The 20,589-nt window shown below is 59.6% G+C and carries 22 protein-coding genes and 1 tRNA gene; 16 read left to right on the top strand and 7 right to left on the bottom strand.

Annotated elements, in window-relative coordinates; all coding sequences use genetic code 11:
• The first annotated feature begins 24 nt into the window (after positions 1-24).
• Positions 25-915: a sigma-70 family RNA polymerase sigma factor gene (locus ACYHH6_RS05385; protein ID WP_352582817.1), complete on the top strand. Its 891-nt coding sequence runs from the start codon at positions 25-27 to the stop codon at positions 913-915.
• Positions 916-945: 30 nt separating this feature from the next.
• Here ACYHH6_RS05385 and ACYHH6_RS05380 read toward each other — a convergent pair whose 3' ends face one another.
• Complete coding sequence (locus ACYHH6_RS05380; RefSeq protein ID WP_352582819.1) at positions 946-1,662, bottom strand: GntR family transcriptional regulator; 717 nt, start codon at positions 1,660-1,662, stop codon at positions 946-948.
• 96 nt (positions 1,663-1,758) lie between these two features.
• Between ACYHH6_RS05380 and ACYHH6_RS05375 the strand changes: the two genes are divergently transcribed.
• Positions 1,759-2,310: an autotransporter gene (locus tag ACYHH6_RS05375; RefSeq protein ID WP_352582821.1), complete on the top strand. Its 552-nt coding sequence runs from the start codon at positions 1,759-1,761 to the stop codon at positions 2,308-2,310.
• Between the two features lie 88 nt (positions 2,311-2,398).
• Here ACYHH6_RS05375 and ACYHH6_RS05370 read toward each other — a convergent pair whose 3' ends face one another.
• The 3 genes from ACYHH6_RS05370 to ACYHH6_RS05360 all read right to left on the bottom strand — a co-directional run bounded on the left by ACYHH6_RS05370 (position 2,399) and on the right by ACYHH6_RS05360 (position 4,499).
• On the bottom strand, positions 2,399-3,436 hold the full coding sequence (locus tag ACYHH6_RS05370) for a YihY/virulence factor BrkB family protein (RefSeq protein WP_352582823.1): 1,038 nt from the start codon (positions 3,434-3,436) through the stop codon (positions 2,399-2,401).
• Positions 3,437-3,472: 36 nt separating this feature from the next.
• The gene (locus ACYHH6_RS05365) at positions 3,473-3,952 is read right to left on the bottom strand and encodes a pyridoxamine 5'-phosphate oxidase family protein (RefSeq protein ID WP_352582825.1); all 480 of its coding nucleotides are present in this window, start codon (positions 3,950-3,952) and stop codon (positions 3,473-3,475) included.
• Between the two features lie 265 nt (positions 3,953-4,217).
• Complete coding sequence (locus ACYHH6_RS05360) at positions 4,218-4,499, bottom strand: hypothetical protein (RefSeq protein WP_488500405.1); 282 nt, start codon at positions 4,497-4,499, stop codon at positions 4,218-4,220.
• Between the two features lie 69 nt (positions 4,500-4,568).
• Here ACYHH6_RS05360 and ACYHH6_RS05355 point away from each other — a divergent pair, with 69 nt between their 5' ends.
• Entirely contained in the window at positions 4,569-5,036 is a 468-nt protein-coding gene (locus tag ACYHH6_RS05355) for a GbsR/MarR family transcriptional regulator (RefSeq protein ID WP_352582828.1), read from the top strand.
• A 49-nt stretch (positions 5,037-5,085) separates the two neighbouring features.
• On the top strand, positions 5,086-5,796 hold the full coding sequence (locus tag ACYHH6_RS05350) for a methyltransferase family protein (RefSeq protein WP_352582830.1): 711 nt from the start codon (positions 5,086-5,088) through the stop codon (positions 5,794-5,796).
• 147 nt (positions 5,797-5,943) lie between these two features.
• Here ACYHH6_RS05350 and ACYHH6_RS05345 read toward each other — a convergent pair whose 3' ends face one another.
• On the bottom strand, positions 5,944-6,972 hold the full coding sequence (locus ACYHH6_RS05345) for a LacI family DNA-binding transcriptional regulator (RefSeq protein WP_352582831.1): 1,029 nt from the start codon (positions 6,970-6,972) through the stop codon (positions 5,944-5,946).
• 336 nt (positions 6,973-7,308) lie between these two features.
• Here ACYHH6_RS05345 and ACYHH6_RS05340 point away from each other — a divergent pair, with 336 nt between their 5' ends.
• The 8 genes from ACYHH6_RS05340 to ACYHH6_RS05305 all read left to right on the top strand — a co-directional run bounded on the left by ACYHH6_RS05340 (position 7,309) and on the right by ACYHH6_RS05305 (position 14,500).
• Positions 7,309-8,274: a substrate-binding domain-containing protein gene (locus ACYHH6_RS05340; RefSeq protein WP_352582832.1), complete on the top strand. Its 966-nt coding sequence runs from the start codon at positions 7,309-7,311 to the stop codon at positions 8,272-8,274.
• Between the two features lie 98 nt (positions 8,275-8,372).
• Entirely contained in the window at positions 8,373-9,428 is a 1,056-nt protein-coding gene (locus tag ACYHH6_RS05335) for an ABC transporter permease (protein ID WP_352582834.1), read from the top strand.
• An 11-nt stretch (positions 9,429-9,439) separates the two neighbouring features.
• Positions 9,440-10,264 (top strand): ATP-binding cassette domain-containing protein, encoded by an 825-nt coding sequence (locus ACYHH6_RS05330; RefSeq protein ID WP_352582836.1) that lies wholly within the window; start codon positions 9,440-9,442, stop codon positions 10,262-10,264.
• 39 nt (positions 10,265-10,303) lie between these two features.
• Entirely contained in the window at positions 10,304-11,353 is a 1,050-nt protein-coding gene (locus ACYHH6_RS05325) for a Gfo/Idh/MocA family oxidoreductase (RefSeq protein ID WP_352582838.1), read from the top strand.
• Positions 11,350-12,309, top strand: a complete 960-nt coding sequence (locus ACYHH6_RS05320; protein ID WP_352582840.1) for a sugar phosphate isomerase/epimerase family protein — start codon at positions 11,350-11,352, stop codon at positions 12,307-12,309. Before ACYHH6_RS05325 ends, ACYHH6_RS05320 begins: the two co-directional genes overlap by 4 nt.
• A 1-nt stretch (position 12,310) precedes the next feature.
• A complete protein-coding gene (locus ACYHH6_RS05315) occupies positions 12,311-13,084 on the top strand; it encodes a TIM barrel protein (RefSeq protein ID WP_352582842.1) in 774 nt (257 codons plus the stop codon).
• Between the two features lie 38 nt (positions 13,085-13,122).
• Positions 13,123-14,124, top strand: coding sequence for an inositol 2-dehydrogenase (gene iolG / locus ACYHH6_RS05310; RefSeq protein WP_352583290.1), 1,002 nt, complete (start codon positions 13,123-13,125; stop codon positions 14,122-14,124).
• A gap of 76 nt (positions 14,125-14,200) precedes the next feature.
• Positions 14,201-14,500, top strand: a complete 300-nt coding sequence (locus tag ACYHH6_RS05305) for a MurR/RpiR family transcriptional regulator (RefSeq protein WP_488500404.1) — start codon at positions 14,201-14,203, stop codon at positions 14,498-14,500.
• Between the two features lie 629 nt (positions 14,501-15,129).
• Here ACYHH6_RS05305 and ACYHH6_RS05300 read toward each other — a convergent pair.
• Positions 15,130-15,206, bottom strand: a tRNA-Arg gene (locus ACYHH6_RS05300).
• Between the two features lie 193 nt (positions 15,207-15,399).
• Positions 15,400-16,917 (bottom strand): ATP-binding protein, encoded by a 1,518-nt coding sequence (locus ACYHH6_RS05295; RefSeq protein WP_352582844.1) that lies wholly within the window; start codon positions 16,915-16,917, stop codon positions 15,400-15,402.
• 297 nt (positions 16,918-17,214) lie between these two features.
• Here ACYHH6_RS05295 and rpmH point away from each other — a divergent pair, with 297 nt between their 5' ends.
• The 4 genes from rpmH to ACYHH6_RS05275 all read left to right on the top strand — a co-directional run bounded on the left by rpmH (position 17,215) and on the right by ACYHH6_RS05275 (position 20,465).
• Positions 17,215-17,349, top strand: coding sequence for a 50S ribosomal protein L34 (gene rpmH / locus ACYHH6_RS05290; protein ID WP_008833937.1), 135 nt, complete (start codon positions 17,215-17,217; stop codon positions 17,347-17,349).
• A 16-nt stretch (positions 17,350-17,365) separates the two neighbouring features.
• Positions 17,366-17,719, top strand: a complete 354-nt coding sequence (gene rnpA / locus ACYHH6_RS05285; protein WP_112559842.1) for a ribonuclease P protein component — start codon at positions 17,366-17,368, stop codon at positions 17,717-17,719.
• A 14-nt stretch (positions 17,720-17,733) separates the two neighbouring features.
• Positions 17,734-19,548, top strand: a complete 1,815-nt coding sequence (gene yidC / locus ACYHH6_RS05280) for a membrane protein insertase YidC (protein ID WP_352582845.1) — start codon at positions 17,734-17,736, stop codon at positions 19,546-19,548.
• A 350-nt stretch (positions 19,549-19,898) separates the two neighbouring features.
• On the top strand, positions 19,899-20,465 hold the full coding sequence (locus ACYHH6_RS05275) for a fasciclin domain-containing protein (protein WP_352582847.1): 567 nt from the start codon (positions 19,899-19,901) through the stop codon (positions 20,463-20,465).
• Positions 20,466-20,589: the final 124 nt, after the last annotated feature.

Below are 20,589 nucleotides of genomic sequence, written 5' to 3'. Positions count from 1 at the left end.
GGCTCGCTCTTAGGAATGGACAGGATGAACACGGCAAAACTCGACCGCGTGGCCCTGGAGGCGATGCTCGGCGAATTGCGGCCGAAGCTGCACCGCTATTGCGCCCGCATGGCCGGCTCGGTGATCGATGGCGAGGACATCGTCCAGGAGACAATGATCAAGGCGCTGCAGGCCATTGACGGCGACGCCTCTGTCGAGCGGCCCGAGCAATGGCTGTTTCGCATCGCCCACAATGCCGCGCAGGATCATCTGCGCCGGCGCCAGCGGGAGCAGGCGCGCATGAGCGAGACCGACATGACGACGATCGAAGACCCCTCCGCAAGCGCCGATGCCAGGCTCGCCACCGCTACCAGCCTGCGCAGCTTCATGCAGCTTGCGACGGCGCAGCGCAGCGCCGTGATCCTGGTCGACGTGCTTGGCCTCAGCCTGCACGAGACCTGCGAAGTGTCAGGCGCGACGCTGGCCGCGACCAAGGCGGCGCTGCATCGCGGCCGCGCACAGCTGCGGCTGCTGGCGGCGCAGGACGAACAGACGCCCGCCACAAAACTCGACGCCGACGACGAGCGGCGCCTGCGCCGCTATGTCGACCTGTTCAACGGGCGCGACTTCGACGCCGTGCGCGCTCTGATCGCCGAGGACATCCAGCTAGAGGTCGTCAACCGCACCCGGATGCGCGGCAAGGCGCAGGTTTCCAACTATTTCGGCAATTACGACCGCGTCGGCGACTGGGCGCTGTCGTTGGGCTTCGTCGACGGCAGGGCGGCGATCCTGATCCGCAACCCGCAAGCGGGAGATGATGCCGTGCGCGGTTTCATGCTGGTCGACTGGCAGAACGGAAAGGTCAGCCATATCCGAGATTTCCGCTATGCGCCCTATTGCCTCGCCGACGCGGAGATCCGCTTCATTGACGAGTGAATGCCACCGGTGAGCGCAGACCTCGCCGCCTCAGGCGAAGCTTTGCAAATTGGCGTCCTGCAGTTTGGAGCCGGCAAGCAGGGCCTCGAGCACCTGCTTCTTGAGCGACAGGCACTGCGAACGGGCAAGCTTTGCGATGGCCGAGACCTCGGCCACCTCACAGGCAAGGACGAGCTCCCTTTGCTGGCCGATGATCACTTGCGTGAAGTCGCGCGATTTGAAGCCGAGATGGAGAACGCGCTCCGATTGGTCGAGGATCTGGTCGAGCAGGCGCGCCAGCCGCAGATTGCCCGAGAGCTCGGCCAGCGCAAGGCGAAAGGCGCGGTCGGCGGCGAGGAAGGCGACATGGCTGCGCAGCGTCTCCGGCTTCAGCACCTTTTGCGCCGCCAGCCTGATGTCCTCGAGCCCACGCTCGGTGATGTTGGCGGCTGCCACCCGGAACACTTCCGGCTCGATCAGGCCGCGGACATCGAAAATCTCGTTGACGTCGCGCAGGCTGAGCGGTGCGATGACGTAGCCGCGCCTGGGCTCGCTTTTGATCAGCCCTTCCTGCGCCAGCCGGGCAAGGGCCGAGCGGATCGTCGCCTTCCTGATCTGGTAGCGATCGCCGATCTGCTTTTCGGTCAGGCTTTCGCCGGGGCGCAGCACGCAGGCGACGATGTCGCTCTTCAGTTGCTCGTAGGCCTCCTCGCTGCGCAATATGTCGGCGGTCGAGGGTGATGCGGCTGCTGATTTCGGGGCGATCATGTCAGGTCTTCCTGGGCAGTTGACGCTGGTTCCGGCATTCGCTAGCCTGAGCATCTCAGTTATGAGTATTAAGCTTCTTAAGAGGGATAGCTGACAATGCCTCTTGCCGCCAACTCGCCTCTCTACGCCGTAACCGCCGATATCGTCAACGCAGCCAAAAGTCCTGATGCCTTCGATCGGGTCAAGGCGGTGTTGCGCGAGCACACTGATCGTTTTCACGCCTCAGGCGTGCTTGCCCATGAGGAGGAAGACGATGAGCTGCTGCTGCATGCCAGCCCTGATTTGACCGTCTACCACATCACGCTGTCGCCGGGCCTGCAGTATCCCGCGCACAACCATCTGATGGATGCGCTGATCGGCATCTACAAGGGCAGCGAGACCAACTTCATCTATCCCGTCGATGGCAGTGAGATCGATACACCGGAACGGCAGGACATCGCAGCACCCGCCGTGGTGCACATGACCCCGGATACTGTGCATGCGGTCGCCAACACCGGCAGCGCCCGCTCCGGCGCGCTGCATGTCTATCTTGGCAATCTGACGGAGACCCAACGCCATATGTGGAGCCCGGATAGCACCCAGGCCGAACCGTTCGACAATGAGCGGTATCTGGCCGGTGCGAGGCCGATTGGCCAAGCTGGTTCCTGATCGGGAAAGGGCGAGAGCAAGCCGCGTCGATCTCCACCTGCTTTCGCGCGCCGCGTCGGCTCTTTGCCGGATAAGCGATCCCAGCCGCTTAATCAGCTGTTTTGCCCAGCGTATCGGCAACCACCGCGCCGCGCTCGCCCATCGGCAGAGCGGGACCCGTGGTCGAGTCGATTGCCGTCTGATGTTCCATCTCGGCATTGATTGCGGCGCCGGCGATGAGGATGATGACTGAAATCCATGTCCACATCATCAAGCCGACGACAGCGCCCAGCGATCCGTAGGTGGCGTTGTAGTTGGCAAAATGCTGCAGGTAGAACGAGAACAGCCACGATGCGGCGATCCAGACGGCGGTCGCAATCAAGGCCCCCCAGCTCAGCCATCGCCACTTCGCATGTTCGCGGCTCGGCCCGAAACGGTAGAGCAGGGAAATGCCTGTAAGCATGAAGCCTGTCAGGATCGGCCAGCGAGACACCGCAACAAGGGTCTCTGTCCAGGCGTCAAGGTAGAAGAAGCGCAACAAGGCCGGGACAACGCCAACTGTCAGCAACAGCACGATGCCGATCACCAGGGCTCCCATCGTGAACAGGATCGACATGAGATTGAGCGTGATGAAGCTGCGCTTCTCGCTTTCCTCATAGGCGATGTTCATCGCATCGAAGAGCGCCTTCATTCCGCTGTTCGCGCTCCACAGCGCGATCGCAAGGCCGACGAAGAAACCTGTTCCGAGCGCTCCCGGTTTCTGACTGGCCAGAGCCTGCAACTGTCCGCGAATGATATCCAATCCCCCCGACGGCAGCAATCCGCCGAGATAGGCGACATGGTCCGCGACTGTCACAGGATCGGCGACAAAGCCGTAGATCGAGATGAAGGCCGCCAGCGCCGGAAACAGCGCCAGCAGCAGATAGAAGGTGGCGCCGGCCGCGACCAGCAGAACCCGGTCCTTGTTGAACTCTTCCCAGAGCCGCCAGACGATATCCCTCCAGCCGAGTGCAGGAATCTGTGACGGCCAGGCTGCATCGCGACCACGGTCCCCATCCTCTGCCCTTATGGCGGCCTTGCTGGTTTCCGACGTGGCCAACGCACGATTGGCCGCTTCGGTATCGATCAACGAGGACTTGGTGTCCATCGCTCAACAGCCCCGCATTGCCAAAGTTGCGTCGCCTCAGAGGGACACCTTGGCGACCTTGTCCTTGTATTCCTTTTTCGGATCGAACCCGAGCAGCATTTTTATGCCTGCCGTCAAGCTTGAGCCGTCGAGCCAGATCTCAGCTTCCTGCGGGTCGAACCTAAGCAGTGCCAGCCTCGGGTCGTCTTTCCCGCCTTCAAACCAGGCGGCGACAAAACGATTCCAAAGCCGATCGATGACCACTGGGTTGTTGTCCAGATAAAGCTTCCCCTGCACTGTGGCGAACAGGTCGTGACCCTTCGATGTGAAGGTAGCTGTCGCGCCGCTGCCATCTTTCAGGCCCTCGACAAGCTCGGTATCGGTCGCCGTGAAGAACCAGATGGGTCCGTTTTGATTCTCAATTTGAGCGGTCATCGGACGCGGGATGACCTTCGATCCATCAAGGCCGATCATCATCGTCATGTCGGATTTCAACGATTTCCAGAACTTGGCTTCGAGTTCGGCGGGGGTGGGCATCTGAACCTCCTTTCAGATGGCGAAAGAAAGCAAAACGGCAGCCGGCTGCATCTGTTCCAATTCATTGAAAGATCATGCTTGGAGTTCCGCCAGCCAAAGGCCGGTGCAGCGTTGCGCCAGTGCCGCGATGTAAACCACCCCTGCCACGCGCGGATCAGCCCCGGCGTGCGTGATGAGCGTGCCGCCATCGGAATGTCCGACCAGGATCGCCGGGAATCGAGGCCGTGCGAGGGCCGCCAACGTCCTGAAGACCTGAGCGGAACACTCAGTCGGTGCGACGATCGCGGCGGAAAAACCAGCCAAAGTAGAGGCAGATCAGGAACAGCGCAAAATGGATCGTCCCGCGCACGCCACTGAGTTCGGGGGACTGAATGGCGTTTGTCCACATCAGCGGGATCGGAATCTTCGCCAGATAAAAGTAGAACTGCATGCCGCTGCTGACGAAGAACGCGCCGGCCAGAAATTTTCGATACTCGCGGAATCGCACCGCCGCATAGATCGTCGGTAAACCGACGATGACGATCCCAGCCACAAGATAGGGAAGCATAACCGGCTCCGGGGGCAGGCCCTTGTCATCCATCATCCTTAAAGGCATTATATTCGAGATATGCCGAATATGTCAAACAATCGCCCTGCCGAACAACGCTTCATCGAGGATGCGGCCAGGTTGCTGATCCCCTGGGGCGTGCCCCAGACAGCGGCGCGCCTCTACGGCTACCTGCTGCTTTGCGCCGAGCCGGTCAGCCTCGACCGCATCACGGCAGACCTCGAGATCAGCAAAAGCAGCGCAAGCGTCGCGGCGCGGTTGCTGGAAGCCTACAGGCTCGCCCAGCGCCACGGCGAGCGCGGAAGCAAGCGCGCTCTGTACGCGGTGTCCGACAATTACGAGGGCATGCTGACCGAACAGAACCGCTTGCTCGACGCGCTCGCCGATCTGCTGAAGAACAGCACGGACGCCGTCGCGTCGGGAGCAGCGCGTGATCGCCTCGACGAAATGGCGGCGTTCTACCTGGCGATACGCCAAGCGATGGAGACAGCGCTGGGGCAGTGGCGCGCGAAGAAGCCGCGATCCCGATCGACGTGATCAGTCGGCATTCCAGTCCGGAGACAAATTCGCCGAAGGAGCTAGCACCATGGAACAGACCAAGACGCCCCGGGAGCCGCCCGCGATGTCGCGCGGCACAGGCATTGCCTATGCGATCGGCCTGCCGCTGGGGCTGCTGGGATTGATCTTCGTGCCGGCCGGCACGATTGCCTGGTGGCCCGGATGGGTGTTCCTTGCCGTTCTGATTTCGGCGTTCGGCGTCTCGGCGCTGGTGATCGCGCGGATCAATCCGATCATCTACCGCGCGCGCAGTCGGTTTCAGCAGGGCACGAAAGGCTGGGACAAGGCGTTGCTCGCGGTCATTCTGCCGGCGATGGTGGCAATCCTGCCGGTGGCGGCGCTCGACGCCGGGCGCCTTCACTGGTCGGCCGTTCCCGTCTGGGCGGTGCTCTGCGGCTACATCGCCGTGCTGGCGGGCGTCGCAGTGACCGGATGGGCACAAGCGGTGAACCCATACTTCGAGCCGGGTGTCCGCATCCAGTCCGAACGGCATCAGCGCGTGATCGACGGTGGCCCATACCGTTTCGTGCGCCACCCCGGCTATATCGCCGCACTGGTTCTGTTCTTCGGCATGGCGCTTGCGCTGGGTTCGTTCTGGGCCCTGGTGCCCGCGGCGCTGGCGTCGTCGGTGCTCGTCTTGCGCACCGCATGGGAAGACCGGCTGCTGCGGGCCGAACTTCCCGGATATGACGATTATTCCCGTCGCGTGCGGCACAGATTGGTCCCCGGCTTCTGGTGAGGGCGGGAATCCGATAGGAGTTACAGTCGCGAGCCTGATGGTGTCTTCATAGTGCTCTGATGCCGTAGACACTCGCAAAGCGGACGTGAAGAGGTAGGTGCACCCCAGCCTATAATTTGGATGGCCAACTTAAGGGCCAAGTCGTCATCAAATGCTCTCCGGGCTGTACATATCGAATGGAAACGTGATCCTAAATACCCCGTGATCAGGACCTGCGTTCTTCGCTTTCACCAGAGTTGCAATAGTCTCTGATGCAAAACGCTCTATGGGGTGTGACAGGATTAGCGAAATCGTACCGTCTATCAAAGCAGCCCGCGTATCTTCAAAGAGTTCATAGCCTACGGTAACGAAGTCTTCCCGTTTTGGAGTAGCCCTGAGTGCGGCTATCGCACCTGTAACACCGCCCCCTGAGATGAATAGTCCGCACATATCCGGATGGTCTGTCAGCAGCTTTTCGACATGTTCACGGGCAACCACGGCTGACTCGTAAGTTGGCAACGGTTCGAGCAGCGTGAATCCCGAATTATGTTCACGAAAGTAAGAACGAAACCCGCTTTCGTTCATTTCCTGGTTTCGCAATCGGTGGCTGCCCACAAGAATGCCTATTTTCCCCGGCTGTCTCACCATGCGGTCAAACGCCCAGGCAGCGGTGCGTCCTACTTTCCAATTATCGAGCCCCACAAAGCTGATGCCTCCCTTGGCCGTGAGGGGGCCGATAAGTGAAACGATCGGCACGCCGCTTTCAAGAACTGCGTCAATCGCGTCCGCAACGGCAGGATGCTGCGGCGCTACAATCGCAAGTGCCTCGCACCGCCCGCCGAGCGACTGGATATGTGCCGCGACTTTCTCCGGCGTGAGGTCTTCCATGTACTCGACTGTCAGATCGATATTGCAGGCAGGATAAGCTTCCGCGGCTTGCGCAATTGAATCGCCGAGTAGGCGATAGAAGCGTCTCTCCCGTCGCTGCAGCAAAACCCCGACACGGTGGATCACCGCTTGTGCCTTCGCCGCCTGCTTGATGGTGCCAAGTCCGTAGAAGCCGATTTCCTCAGCGGCTGCCAATACGCGGGTGCGCGTATTGCTCCGGACCGATTCAGGCTCGGACAGTACTCGATTGACCGTTGAGACGGATACACCTGCAGCTTTTGCCAAGTCTGGAATCGTTGGTCTCTTCATGTCAAAAATTCCATTACTCTGGTTTCGGCATCTCAAAAAAGATCATCCGTACAAATTTTTGAAATGATTTGAGACGAAGTTCTGAGGCGATCATAATCCAGATTGACCTGAAAGATGTCAACGTAGCATTCATTACGCGTTGACGGTGCTCAGCGATCTAGGAGCCGTCAGCGCTTTGGGGGAGGCCCAGCGCACAATTTGGACGAGGAGGCTCAACGTCGTTGTGTTGAGATCGCGGACCTGCGCGTGCCTACCGGCATCGGCCGCACGGCCAAAAAAGGCAAAAAAGTATGTCGAGCCGCAACCATGCGGCTTTAACGTGAGGAGGAATTCGACATGTCGTTCACCAAGAAAATCGCTACCGCAGCCATGGCATTCATGCTGGCATCCAGCGCTCATGCGGGTGACACGGATATCGCCGTCATCGTGGGCTCGGCCCAAGATGGCTTCTGGAACATGGTCAAGAAGGGCGTCGATGATGCTTCGCTGATGGTCAAGGCTAATGGCGGCACCGTCAATTTCATGCAGACCCAAAACTATGACAACTTCGGCCCGGACCTCGCTTCGCTAATCGAACAGGCTGTAGCCCAGGGCGCTAAAGGTATTGCTATCCCGAACTGGCTGCCAGAATCCGAAACCCCTGCCCTCAAGGCTGCGCGGGACAAGGGGGTGGTGATCATCTCCTTCAACGCTGGCCAGAGTGAGATGGATAATTACGGATCGCTAAACTATTTCGGGTCGGACGAATATCTGGCAGGTGTTGAGGGTGGCAAGTATCTCGCTTCTCATGGTGCAAAGAAAATCCTCTGCCACATCCAGAACCCAGGTGCCGTAAATCTCGAGACCCGCTGCAAGGGCGTTCAAGACGGTGCGAAGAAGGCTGGCGCAGACACCTTCATCCTCCGTGTTCCTGCTAACCTTGACCAGGACATGAATGGTACCTCTGAAGCAATCAAATCCGAGCTGATCGCGGATCCGTCCATTGACGCCGTCATCACGCTCGCTGCATGGGCTGCAGATGCTGCCGCTAGCTCCATCGATCAGCAGAGCAAGACCGGCAAGATTGAGCTTGGCACCTTTGATATGTCGGCCTCGGTTCTGGATCGCATTTCAAAGGGCACCCAGACCTTCGCAATCGACCAGCAGCCTTATCTGCAGGGGTTCCTCGCAACCTCCATGCTGTTTGCAAACCTGAAGTTCGGCACTGCGATTGCGACGAAGCCGGTTCTGACTGGTCCCGCGATTGTCGACAAGACCAATGTTGCTTCGGCAATCGAAGGCGTCAAACTCGGCGCACGTTGAGGCTGGCCCGAGGCTGAGACCTGGCCGCTAACCTGGCCGGGTCTCATCCATGCTCCCTCTATGCAACTTCGTCTGCGGCAACTGAGGATTTTGCTTCCATGACCGCCACAAACCTAAGAACCAACACCGTTGAAACACCCGCCATCGAGAGTGAATCGGCCATTTCATCCATCAAGGCCTTTTTTCGCACCCCTGCGGCTGGTGCTTTCATGGGGTTCGTGGCTGTATTCATCCTTTTTGCTATGTTCGGATATAGCCGCAACTTTTTGTCCGTGGCTGGTGTAACTACGTGGGTGAACTTCGCGTCACTCATAGGAATGATTGCAATTCCGGTCGGGTTCCTGATGATTGCCGGTGAACTCGATATTTCAACCGGTGCGGTACTTCCCGCCTCCACGATGACAGTTGCTATTGTCTGCGAGCACTATCAGATGCCTGTGCTTGTCGGTGTAGCTGCAGCGCTTGCCATCGGTGCACTGATCGGCTTCATCAATGGATACATCGTAACCCACACGCGCGTGCCGTCGTTCATCGTGACGTTGGCGACGCTCTTTGCAGTGGCAGGCCTTACGCTCTACCTGTCGATCTTCTTCATCAACAACACCAATTCCTTCTATCATGCGCCAGATTGGGCTAAATCGCTCTTCGGCGGGAAGGTGTATGGCTTCAATTCTTCCGTCTTCTGGTGGGGTGGGCTTGTCGCAGCATTCGTCTTCTTTCTGCATTACTCTCCCAAGGGAAGCTGGGTCTTTGCTCTTGGTGGAGACCAGGAAAGTGCGAGAAACGCAGGTATTCCTGTAACCAGGATGAAGATTGCACTCTTCATGCTGTGTTCCATGTCGGCGACCTTTGCTGGCGTCCTTCAGGTGATGACATTCAGCTCCGCAACGTCTCAGGCCAATTTTGGCCTAATCTTCAACACCATTATCGCCGTGGTCGTAGGTGGCGTTCTCCTCACGGGTGGTTTTGGTACTGTAATGGGCATTGTCTTCGGGGTGCTCACCCTTTCCATTGTTACCCAAGCTATTGGTTTCACAGAGATCGACAGAAACCTGTCTTTCCTCATTATCGGTGTCATGCTTTTGATCGCTGTCCTGCTCAATGACACGTTTCGTCATTTGGCCACCAGCTGGTCGACGTTCAAGAAGAAATAGGGAGAGCGGCAATGTCCGATAAGAAACCCGTTCTCGAGTTTCGAAACGTCGACAAATCGTTCGGCCATATTGATGTTCTGAACGATATCAACCTCAAGGTCGGTGAAGGTGAAGTGCTCTGCCTGCTTGGCGACAACGGCGCGGGTAAGTCGACGCTCATCAAAACGCTGTCTGGTGTCTATCAGCCGACGCGTGGCGAAATTCTGATGGATGGTCAGCCCGCACTGTTCTCCAGTCCCCGTGAGGCTCAGGAACGCGGGATAGCTACGGTTCACCAATTCGGTGGGACATATCCATTGATGTCCATAGGACGTAACTTTTTCATGGGTTCGGAGCCGACAAAGGGTTGGGGACCGTTCAAATATTTCGACCGCAAAACCGCTGCCCGAGTGGCAGTTGCAGAGATTCAGAAAATGGGGATCACACGCATCACCGACGGTAATCGTTTGGTCGGTGGCCTTTCCGGAGGGGAACGCCAGTCGCTCGCGATTGCCCGTGCTGTCTATTTCGGAGCCCGTGTCCTCATCCTTGACGAGCCGACGGCAGCCCTCGGCGTCAAGCAGGCTGCTCACGTACTGCGTATCGTCAATGAAGCTAAGCGTCGTGGCCTGGCGGTCATTTTCATCACCCATCAGGTGATGCATGCCATGGCAGTGGGCGATCACTTCACAGTGCTCATTCGTGGTGCAATTGCAGCTGACTTCCGCAAGGGGGAAAAGACACGCGAGCAGATCGCTGATCTGATGGCCGGTGGTGAATCCATGGCGAGTCTCGAAGCCTCTATTGAAGGCTATATGGAGACCCATGACGGTCTTCCGCCGCCCCCCGCTCACTGAGTGAATATGGGCATAGCCGCCAGGTAGCGGAGTTGTTGAATGGAAAGCGGTTGGGCTTTGGCCAACCGAACGCAAGGAGTTTGTCCAATGGTGCGTGTAGCAGTCATTGGTGCAGGGCTGATGGGCGCTGACCACGCCAGGATCGTCGTGGAGGAAATGCCGGGCGCGAGCCTTCAGGTGGTCTGCGACATGGATGAAGTCCGCGCACGCAAGGTGGCCGATGCCCATGGTGCGGCAGACGTTGCAAGTAATCCGGAAGCCGTGATTGCCCGTGCCGATGTGGATGCGGTGATCGTCGCGAGCCCGGACTTCACTCATGCGCCGCTGTCACTCGCCTGCATCAGCGCGGGCAAGAAGGTGCTCTGCGAAAAGCCCCTATCGCAGTCCTCGGCCGAATGCCTCTCGATCATGCAGGCCGAACAGGAAGTTGGTCAAAAGTTCGTCCAGCTCGGCTTCATGCGGCGCTACGACCAGTCCTATGTCGAGATGAAAGAGGCAATTGAAAATGGCACGCTTGGCCGAGTCCTGATGATGCACAACTTCCACCGCAATGTGGAAACGCCAGCCTCCGACTTCACCGGTGCCATGGCAATCACCAATTCCGCCCCGCATGAGTTCGACGTCGTGCGCCATGTACTTGGCACCGAATATGCCTGGATCTCTGCCTTCCAGCCGAAGCGCTCTGATCGACGCGTCGCGCCCGTCTTGATGGTCCTCGAAACCGTCGATGGCCAACTCGTCAACATCGAGATCAACAACAACGCTGCGTATGGCTACGACGTTCGTGCCGAACTCGTGGGCGAGCAGGCGAGTATTTCCATGAGCCATGTCGCTTATACCCATCTCGAACGCTCGCTTGGCGTCCACACCGGCTACGATGCCGATTGGCGGACCCGCTATTTCGATGCCTATCGCCGCCAGAACCGCGCCTTCCTACGCTTCGTCGACACAGACGCGTTTCCCGAAATCGCATCAAGCTGCTGGGATGGCTATGCCGCTGCAGTTGCCGCCGAGGCAGGCGTAACGGCACTCGCTTCCGGGCAGAAGCAGCTCGTCACCATGATTTCCAAGCCGAAGTTCTACGCATGAAACTGGGTTTTGTATCTGACAGCCTCGCCGGCATGCCGCTCGACGACCTTCTCGACAACGCTGCACGCATGGGCGTCTCCGGTATTGAGGTCAACACCTGCGGCTGGTCGACCGCACCGCATTTCGATCTCAAATCCATGCTGGGTAACACGGTCGCGCAGAAGGACTTCCTCAAGGGCTTTTCTGATCGTGGGCTTGATGTGATCAGTCTCAATGCCAATGGCAATCCGATTCACCCGACCGATCCGGCTCAGGGCGAAGGTCTGAAGAACACCATCCGGGTCGCAGGCGAGATGGGTATCAAGACGGTCTGCACCATGTCTGGCCTGCCTGCGGGCAATCCGTCCGATACCATGCCAAACTGGGTCGTCTCTTCCTGGCCGCCGGAAACGCAGGCGATCCTCAAATACCAGTGGGCAGAAAAACTCTTCCCGTTCTGGACCGAGATCGTGGCGCTGGCAAATGAATGCGGTGTGGAAAAGATTGCGCTCGAACTGCATGGCAACCAGTGCGTCTACAACGTGCCGTCGCTCCTGAAACTCCGTCAAGAAGTCGGCCCTATCGTTGGCGCGAACCTGGATCCCTCGCACCTCTTCTGGATGGGAGCCGATCCGCTGATAGCAGCCGAGGCATTGGGGGAGGCCGTCTATCACGTCCATGCCAAGGACACATTCCTGAACGCGCCCAAACAGGCAGTGACCAGCCTTCTCGAAAACGGCAACCTGACCGACATTCCAGCCCGCTCCTGGTCATACATCACACTCGGCTTCGGCCACAGTGAGGAGTGGTGGCGACAGTTTTGCTATCGCTTGAAGATGGCTGGCTACGACGGCTGGCTTTCCATCGAGCATGAGGACGTGCTTCTCAACTCACTTGAGGGCCTCGAAAAATCCGTGGCCCTTCTCAAGGGTGTCATGCCGGTTGCACCGGCCGATTTCAAACTTCAGGAAATCTAAGATGAGCTTCCAACTTGCCGCTTGCGCCGAAATGCTCTGGCGCGACAAACCAATCGAATGGCGGGCAAGCCGCCTGAAAGAAATGGGCTTCGGCGTCGGCCTTTGGAACTGGCCCGCCTGGAATCTTGATGCGCTTGAAAAAACCGGTGCCACCTTCACCATCATGAATGGCTATCTCGAGGGCCGGCTGACCGATGCGGATGGCTGCGAAATGCTTCTGGCGTCTGCTACGGAAACGGCGAAGGTCGGCAAGCGACTCGGTGTCCACCGGCTGAACCTGCATGGCACGGCGCTTGGCGACATGGGCATTCCGATCCCGAAGATCGGTGCCTTCGCGCCGGGCAAGGAACAGCGGGCTCGCGATACACTCAACCGCATCTGCGATCTGGCAGAAGCCGAGGGTCAGGTCTTCACGTTAGAAAACCTGAACCCCATCGATCACCCTGGCTGCCCCTTCGGCTCGACGGCAGACGTGCTTGCGCTCGTTTCTGCCGTCAACCGCCCGCAACTGCGCATCAATCTCGATCTCTACCATACCCAGATCGGCGAGGGTGATCTTATCCGCTGGTGCGAGGCCTGCCTGCCCTGGATTGGTGAGGTTCAGGTAGCTGACAATCCCGGCCGGTGCGAACCAGGCACGGGCGAAGTGAATTGGCACGGCGTTGCAAATGCCCTGAAAGCGATGGGCTATGCGGGGCCCGTTGGTATGGAAGCCTTTGCCTCCGGCGATCCGGAAGCTGCGCTTGAAGCCTTCCGCACCTCTTTCACTGTCTGAACGTCATTTCCGCAAGAGGATCATCCATGTCATCCACCATTCTGAATGTCGGCCTTTTGGGCGCAGGCCGTATCGCGGGCGTCCATGCCACCGCCATTTCCACCAACCCCGGTAGCCGCCTCGTAGCCGTCGCCGACATCAATCCCGCCGCTGCCGAAAAGCTCGCGGCCCAATATCGTGCCGACGTCCGCGCGACCGACGCGATCCTCAGCGATCCCGCCATCGATGCCGTGCTGATTGCCACCTCCACCGATACCCATTCCGACTTGATCAAGCGGGCGACGGCAGCGGGCAAGGCAGTGCTTTGTGAAAAGCCTGTCGACCTCAGCCTTGCAAGGGCACAGGCTTGTCAGAAGGTGGCCGCTAAGAACGGCAAACCGGTCATGGTTGGCTTCAACAGGCGCTTTGACTCGAACTTCGCGGCTCTTAAGGCTGCGGCCGACCGTGGAGAGATTGGAAAGACTGAGCTGCTGTCGATCACGTCCTTCGACCCGGCACCGCCGCCGGTTGCTTATATCAAGGTCTCGGGTGGCCTTTTCCGAGACATGATGATCCATGATTTCGACATGGCAAACTTCATCATGGGGGCGGCTCCCGTCGCTGTCTCGGCTGTCGGTACGTCTATCGTCGACCCAGAAATCGGTGCGGCTGGCGATGTCGATACTGCCGTGGTGACGCTTTGCTATGCCGATGGCCGCATTGCCGTAATCAAGAACAGCCGCCGCGCCGTCTATGGCTATGATCAGCGTCTGGAATTGCTTGGTTCGGAAGGATTGCTGCAGGCACAGAACATGCTGGAGAACACCGTAATAAAGTCCACCACCTCTGGCGTGACGGGTGCAAAGCCGACCTACTTCTTTCTTGAGCGCTACATGCCCGCCTACGCTGCAGAGTGGGCTGCCTTCGTGAACGCAGTAAACACGGGTTCGGCCCTGCCGGTCACACTCGATGATGGTGTCGCCGCGCTTGCGATGGCGGAAGCTGCAACCCAGTCTGCAAAGCACGGGTCCCCGGTGAAATTGGTAGAGATTCTTGGGTGAGCTTTAGGAGAAGCAAAACAGTCTCTGTCGGACAACTCCTCCTGTCCATGGCCGAACAAGCACCCGAAGTACGATCATGAGCACGGATAAAACCATTCGAAAACCGACGACCATCGCCGAGCTAAAGGATATGATTGTAGCAACCAGGCTTAGCCTCCCAGAGCAACAGGAGCGCGTCGCACGCACGGCTCTCGCCCATCCGGAAATTGTAGCATTCGGCACCGCGCAATCGCTTGCGGACCGATGCGGAGTGTCGCCCTCAACCGTGGTCAGAGTGGCCACTGCCCTCGGGTTCGATAACTTCAGGGAGTTCCGACAGGTTTTCCGTCAGCACATCCGGGAGATTTCGATACGAGCCGCGGACACCCTATGCTGACAGGAAAGCCGCAATAACCGCCAGATCCATCTCGCGACATTTGCTGAAAGTGGGCACCAGTTCATATCTGCGGTTCGTGGTTTTTGCTGAGACCTACCCCAACCGCTACGGCGCTCGTGGCAGATCCCGACAAATGGCTTAAGTTATCGACTCATGACTATTTGGTACAAATGTCGCGAGTGGCTTTTCCAGCGCAGCAACACCAGTCCATGGTAGGTCACTCGATCGATCTCAGCCTGCAGCCGTTCCAGCGAGATGCCGCGATCCATGAGGCAGTCGCACCTGCGGAATATGAAAACCGACTACGCGCGGCCGGGATGCCCGACTGGCGCGCCTACGACCTAGCCTGCATCGCATCAGCCTACGGGGTCAGCGAGAACGTCGTCTCTCCGGACATCGCAACGCTCCTCGGACGACAGCCCAGATCGCTATCCGAGTTCCTTGATGACCACCGGAAAGTCTATTGCGGCTGAGTGCAATCAAGACGCGGTGCGTCAGCGGCGGCGGGAGGAGGTCTCGACAAAATATGAATGCAATTCAGCCCATACTTACCTTGCGCCTAATCCTAGATGACCCACTCCAGTCGGAGATGACTTGGTGCCCAGTTTTGTTCTGAAGTGGTAGCGATTTGGCGCGCCCGAAGAGATTCGAACTCCTGACCCCCAGATTCGTAGTCTGGTGCTCTATCCAGCTGAGCTACGGGCGCGCAACAGGCCATGCTTTGCATAGCCCCACGATCCGGTCCTGGCGACCGGCCGCGACGAGACGTGTTCCCTAACGACTGAATTTCCGAAAAGCAAGCCGATCCGGCAAAAGTTTTGTCGCAGGCGCTTTCGACGGTGCAGATCAAGGTGCGACGAGATTCAGCGCAGGCCGGCCTCAGCTGAATATCGACACACCTAGGCGGGGCGGCGCAGGCCGTTGCGGGCCTGGTCGAGGCGGACCGGCTGGTCGGGGATGGTGACGGCGAAGGTGGTGCGGCCGCCGATCGATTCGACCAGCTCCACCGTGCCGCCATGGGCGCGGATCAGTTCGTGGGCGATGGCCAGGCCAAGGCCGGTGCCGCCGCTGCGGGCCGAGCCGCGAAACGCCGCGAACAGGTTCTCGCGCGCCTTGGGCGGCAGGCCGGGGCCGGTGTCAGTGACGATGATGCGGCTGACGCTGCCCATGCGCTCGGCCGACACGGCGAGCCGGCGCACCAGCGCGCTCTCGGAGTCGGCTGCCATCGCCTGCACCGCGTTGCGGCACAGATTGGTGAGCACGCGAAACAGCTGGTCGGAATCGGCATCGACCTCGAAAGCGAGCTCGACGGCATTGACGAATTCGATGCCGTCCTCGATGTCGAGCAGGCCGTGGACGTCGTCGACCAGCTGGCGCAGCCGCAAGCGGCGGCGCGAGGGCGCCGGCTCCTGGGTGCGGCCATAGGCCAGCACGCCTTCGGAATAGGATACGGCGCGGTCGAGCGCGCGCAGCAGTTTTGGCGCGAAGGCCTGCACGGTCGGGTCCTTGACCAGGCGCAGGCGGTCCGACATCAGCTGGGCCGAGGCCAGGATGTTGCGCATGTCGTGGTTGATCTTGGAGACCGCGAGGCCGAGATCGGCAAGATGCTTCTGCTCCGACAGCATCTTTTGCAGCCGTTCCTGCATCTGCGACAGTTCGCGTTCGGCAACGCCGATCTCGTCGGCGCGAGCGGCCGGGTGGATGATGCGCCCGGGATCGTCGGGCGCTTCGGAGAAGGACAGCATCGAGCGCGTCATGGTGCGGATCGGGCCGATCATGATCAGGTCGATCGCGGCATAGACCAGCATGGCGGTGAACAGCGAGATCAGCAGCGAGACTAAGGCGACATTGCGCGAATAGCGCAGCATGGCGTTGCGCAAGGAATAGTCGGGCATGATCAGCTCGAATTCCTTGTCGCTTTCGCCGACCGGGCCAAAGACCCTCAGCATACGCTTGCCGCCGAAGAACAGCGTGTCGAGCGCCCCGGTCATGCCCTTGATCATGCCGACATTGGCGATGTCGATATGCTCGTCGACCTGCGGCGGCATTTCGGCCACTACCAGGAGGCGTGAGACGCCGCCGTCGCGCACCGCGATCGCCTTGGCGCCGATCGCCATCAGCACGTCGTTCTGGGCGGCGCGGGAGAGCGAATTGGGCTCGCCCTGCACCAGCACGATCGACACGGCGGCGGCGGTGCTGAGCCTCTCCTTCAGCCAGGCCAGGCGGTAGCTGGCGATCCATGGCAGGAAAATGAGGACTTCGGCCAGGAGCACGAAGACAATGGTGAGCAAAAGCAGTTTTGTGGACAGGCCGCGTGCCAAGGGCACCGAACGGCTCGGAACCAGGCGAGCGGAGTCTGGGCTGGCGTCGGCTTTCACCGGGCCGGTCCCTTCATCCGCTGAGGCAACTTCGCTCATTAAGGCCTGTCTTCACAAACGCTTGATCGGTTGAGATTAGGCGATTGCGGCTTTTTTGCCAATTTCATCCTTCGTTGGACGATGGTACCAGCAATAAACCGCATCGAACTGGTGGTTAGCGCGGCGACGAACTGGTGTTCGCGCTGGATTGACTCCCAAAACCCTTCTTTCTATAAGCCGCTCACGCTCGGGCCATTCGTCCCGGCGCGGTTTCGATCGCGCCAATACCGGCCCGGCAAAGCTCCTGTTACACAGTGACAGAATCAAGAAGGGCCGCACCCCGCGGTATTAAAACAAATGAAGCGTACCTACCAACCGTCCAAACTCGTCCGCAAGCGCCGGCACGGTTTTCGTGCTCGCATGGCCACCAAGGGTGGTCGCGGCGTCGTCGCAGCTCGCCGCAACCGCGGCCGCAAGCGGCTCAGCGCCTGAACGGAAGACGAGATCGTTGCCCGCAACCGGCAAGCCAGTGGGACCAAACCCCAAGCGGCTTCTGAAACGTGCGGAATTCCTGGCCGTCCGCCGTGGTGAAAAGCGGCGCGGGCGGCTTTTTCTCGTTGAAGTTCTCGACCGCAATGACGGTCTGTCGCCGCGCGTCGGCTTCACCGTCACCAAGAAAGTCGGCAATGCAGTCGTGCGCAACCGCATCAGGCGGCGACTGAAAGAAGCCGTGCGCACCCATGCCGCAAGTGACATGGCGCCCGGCAATGACTATGTCATCGTCGGGCGTGAAGACGTGCTTACCATTCCGTTCGGCCAGTTGAAGGCCGAGCTCTCCCGCCGTCTCAGCGGAACACGATAGGCCAAGGGCTTTCGATGGAAAACAACCGGAACTTCTACATCACCATCGTCTTGTCGGTGCTGATCCTTGGGCTGTGGCAATATTTCTACGTGCTGCCGCGCAGCGAGCGGCAAGCCGAAGCCACGCGCATCGAAGAGCAACGGGCGGCGGAGCAGAAGAAGGCGGCCGAGGCCGCAAATCCCGGCGGCACGACGGCGCCCGCGGCGCCCGGCGCCATTCCGAACGCGCCCGGCACCTACGTCACGACGCCGGAAGGCCGTGCACAGGAAGTGGCCAAGACTGCCCGCGTCAAGATCGACACGCCGAGCCTGTCGGGCTCGATCAACCTGACCGGCGGCCGCCTCGACGACCTCAAGCTCAAGCACTACACCGAGACGGTCGACAAGACCTCGCCGCAGATCCAGCTGCTCAACCCGCAGGCGCTGCCCACCGGCTACTATGCCGAGATCGGCTTTGTCGGCAGCGACACGACCGGCGCGGTGCCAGGTCCGGAAACCGTCTGGAGCGTCGACGGCAATGCGACGCTGACGCCGGCGACGCCGGTGACGCTGACCTTCACCAACGACAAGGGCCTGACCTTCAAGCGCACGATCTCCGTCGACGGCGACTATATGTTCACGGTTTCCGACGCGGTTCAGAATTCGGGCTCGGCGCCTGTTACGCTGTCCAATTACGGCCGCGTCATCCGCTTCGACAAGCCGGCCGTTGCCAGCTCCTATGTGCTGCATGAAGGCCTGATCGGCGTCACCGGCACGGAAGGCCTGCAGGAGCACAAATACGCCGACATCGAGAAGAACAAGCTCTACACGCCCAGCAAGTCGACCGATGGCTGGCTTGGCATCACCGACAAATACTGGGCGGTCACCCTGGTGCCGACCGAGAAGCAGCCGTTCCAGCCGCACTATGCCTATTACGACAATGGCCGCCCGCGCTACCAGTCGGACTTCCTCACCGACCCGATCACCATTGCCGCCGGCCAGTCGGCGACGGTGGAGACCGAGATTTTTGCCGGCGCCAAGGAAGTCAACAAGATCAACGCCTACGCCCAGGACCGCCAGATCAGGCTGTTCGACCGGCTGATCGATTGGGGATGGTTCATCTGGATCACCAAGCCGATGTTCTACCTGATCGACACGCTGTACAAATTCTTCGGCAATTTCGGCCTGGCCATCCTGGCCACCACCGTCGTCGTCAAAACCATCTTCTTCCCGCTCGCCAACAAATCCTACGCGTCGATGGCGAACATGAAGAAGGTGCAGCCCAAGATGCTCGAGATCCGCGAGAAATACGCGGACGACAAGATGAAGCAGCAACAGGCGATGATGGAGCTGTACAAGACCGAGAAGATCAATCCGCTCGCCGGCTGTTGGCCGGTGGCGCTGCAGATCCCGGTGTTCTTCTCGCTCTACAAGGTGCTCTACATCACCATCGAGATGCGGCACGCGCCGTTCTTCGGCTGGATCCAGGATCTGGCCGCGCCGGATCCGACCTCGATCTTCAACCTGTTCGGCCTGTTGCCTTTTGCGCCACCGGCATTCCTGCCGCATATGGGCGCCTGGGCGGTGGTCATGGGCATCACCATGTTCCTGCAGATGCGTATGAACCCGACGCCGCCGGACCCGACGCAGGCGCAGATCTTCACCTGGATGCCGGTGATCTTCACCTTCATGATGGGCAGTTTCCCGGCCGGCCTCGTCATTTACTGGGCCTGGAACAACACGCTGTCGATCCTGCAGCAGGGCGTGATCATGAAGCGCCAGGGCGCCAAGATCGAATTGTGGGACAATCTGGCGGCGCTGTTTCGAAAGAAACCATCGCCGGCTGAGTAGCCGGCGCCCATTCCAATCGAAAAAACCCCGGCCTGTCCGGGGTTTTTTGTTGGACGAAACGCGCATCACGTTCCCGTGAAGGACGAAACTTGAGCCGCGTGAAGGGCGTGTCTCATCCTGTATCCCCCAGGACGTTCAGGACGGATTACCCTTCATTGGAAAATTGCTTCGCTGGAGCCGCATCCTCGTGACCTATGTCGCGGGGACATTGGTGCCGGGTAACCGATATATCATTTAACTATCTGTTTCTATTATATTTTTTGCATTCATTCTTGAAACTATCCCGGGCAATGCCGCGTAACTCTCCCCGACAATCGAATCAACAATTGTCGCAATGGAAGGGTTCTCCAATGACACAGTCCATCCTCAAAGCTCTCTGCATCTCTGCCGTCCTGGCGGCGTCCGGTCTCACCGCCACGACCGTCTACACATTCGCCAATCCCGCCGTCGGCGGCGCCGCGATGTCGACCACGAAGAACATCGTCGAGAACGCCGTCAACTCGCCGATCCACAAGACGCTGGTGGCAGCCGTGAAGGCCGCCGGTCTTGTCGACACGCTGCAGAGCGCCGGTCCGTTCACCGTCTTCGCGCCGACCGATTCCGCCTTCAAGAAGCTGCCCGCCGGCACCGTCGCCACGCTGGTGAAGCCCGAGAACAAGGACAAGCTCACCAAGATCCTGACCGCGCATGTCGTTTCCGGCAAGATCTCGGCCAAGGAGATGATGACCAAGGCCAAGGCGATGGGCGGCAAATATGAAATGAAGACCGTTTCCGGCGACACGCTGACCGCCGAGGTCAAGGGCGGCTCGCTCTACATCGTCGACGAATCCGGCGGCGCCGCCAAGGTGACGATCGCCGACGTCAACCAGTCGAACGGCGTCATCCACGTCGTCAACAAGGTGCTGTTGCCGAAGTAACGGCTTCCGGAAAAAGGGGATGACGGCAAGTCCGTGACGGCTTTCTCGGCTTGCCATCCCGCCTCGTGACGAGGTGCCATGTGTTGCGGAAGCCGCCTTCGACACGACCGGGGTCCTGCTTGTC

The organism is Mesorhizobium sp. P171375 (assembly GCF_057786075.1).
Note: the sequence above shows the minus strand (reverse complement) of the source record. Positions and strands in the feature narration are given on the sequence as shown.

Coding starts and splice junctions, on each gene's coding strand:
- ACYHH6_RS05385 (WP_352582817.1), top strand. CDS start 25: ATGAACACGGCAAAACTCGACCGCGTGGCCCTGGAGGCGATGCTCGGC.
- ACYHH6_RS05380 (WP_352582819.1), bottom strand. CDS start 1,662: ATGATCGCCCCGAAATCAGCAGCCGCATCACCCTCGACCGCCGACATA.
- ACYHH6_RS05375 (WP_352582821.1), top strand. CDS start 1,759: ATGCCTCTTGCCGCCAACTCGCCTCTCTACGCCGTAACCGCCGATATC.
- ACYHH6_RS05370 (WP_352582823.1), bottom strand. CDS start 3,436: ATGGACACCAAGTCCTCGTTGATCGATACCGAAGCGGCCAATCGTGCG.
- ACYHH6_RS05365 (WP_352582825.1), bottom strand. CDS start 3,952: ATGCCCACCCCCGCCGAACTCGAAGCCAAGTTCTGGAAATCGTTGAAA.
- ACYHH6_RS05360 (WP_488500405.1), bottom strand. CDS start 4,499: ATGCTTCCCTATCTTGTGGCTGGGATCGTCATCGTCGGTTTACCGACG.
- ACYHH6_RS05355 (WP_352582828.1), top strand. CDS start 4,569: ATGTCAAACAATCGCCCTGCCGAACAACGCTTCATCGAGGATGCGGCC.
- ACYHH6_RS05350 (WP_352582830.1), top strand. CDS start 5,086: ATGGAACAGACCAAGACGCCCCGGGAGCCGCCCGCGATGTCGCGCGGC.
- ACYHH6_RS05345 (WP_352582831.1), bottom strand. CDS start 6,972: ATGAAGAGACCAACGATTCCAGACTTGGCAAAAGCTGCAGGTGTATCC.
- ACYHH6_RS05340 (WP_352582832.1), top strand. CDS start 7,309: ATGTCGTTCACCAAGAAAATCGCTACCGCAGCCATGGCATTCATGCTG.
- ACYHH6_RS05335 (WP_352582834.1), top strand. CDS start 8,373: ATGACCGCCACAAACCTAAGAACCAACACCGTTGAAACACCCGCCATC.
- ACYHH6_RS05330 (WP_352582836.1), top strand. CDS start 9,440: ATGTCCGATAAGAAACCCGTTCTCGAGTTTCGAAACGTCGACAAATCG.
- ACYHH6_RS05325 (WP_352582838.1), top strand. CDS start 10,304: ATGGAAAGCGGTTGGGCTTTGGCCAACCGAACGCAAGGAGTTTGTCCA.
- ACYHH6_RS05320 (WP_352582840.1), top strand. CDS start 11,350: ATGAAACTGGGTTTTGTATCTGACAGCCTCGCCGGCATGCCGCTCGAC.
- ACYHH6_RS05315 (WP_352582842.1), top strand. CDS start 12,311: ATGAGCTTCCAACTTGCCGCTTGCGCCGAAATGCTCTGGCGCGACAAA.
- ACYHH6_RS05305 (WP_488500404.1), top strand. CDS start 14,201: ATGAGCACGGATAAAACCATTCGAAAACCGACGACCATCGCCGAGCTA.
- ACYHH6_RS05295 (WP_352582844.1), bottom strand. CDS start 16,917: ATGAGCGAAGTTGCCTCAGCGGATGAAGGGACCGGCCCGGTGAAAGCC.
- rpmH (WP_008833937.1), top strand. CDS start 17,215: ATGAAGCGTACCTACCAACCGTCCAAACTCGTCCGCAAGCGCCGGCAC.
- yidC (WP_352582845.1), top strand. CDS start 17,734: ATGGAAAACAACCGGAACTTCTACATCACCATCGTCTTGTCGGTGCTG.
- ACYHH6_RS05275 (WP_352582847.1), top strand. CDS start 19,899: ATGACACAGTCCATCCTCAAAGCTCTCTGCATCTCTGCCGTCCTGGCG.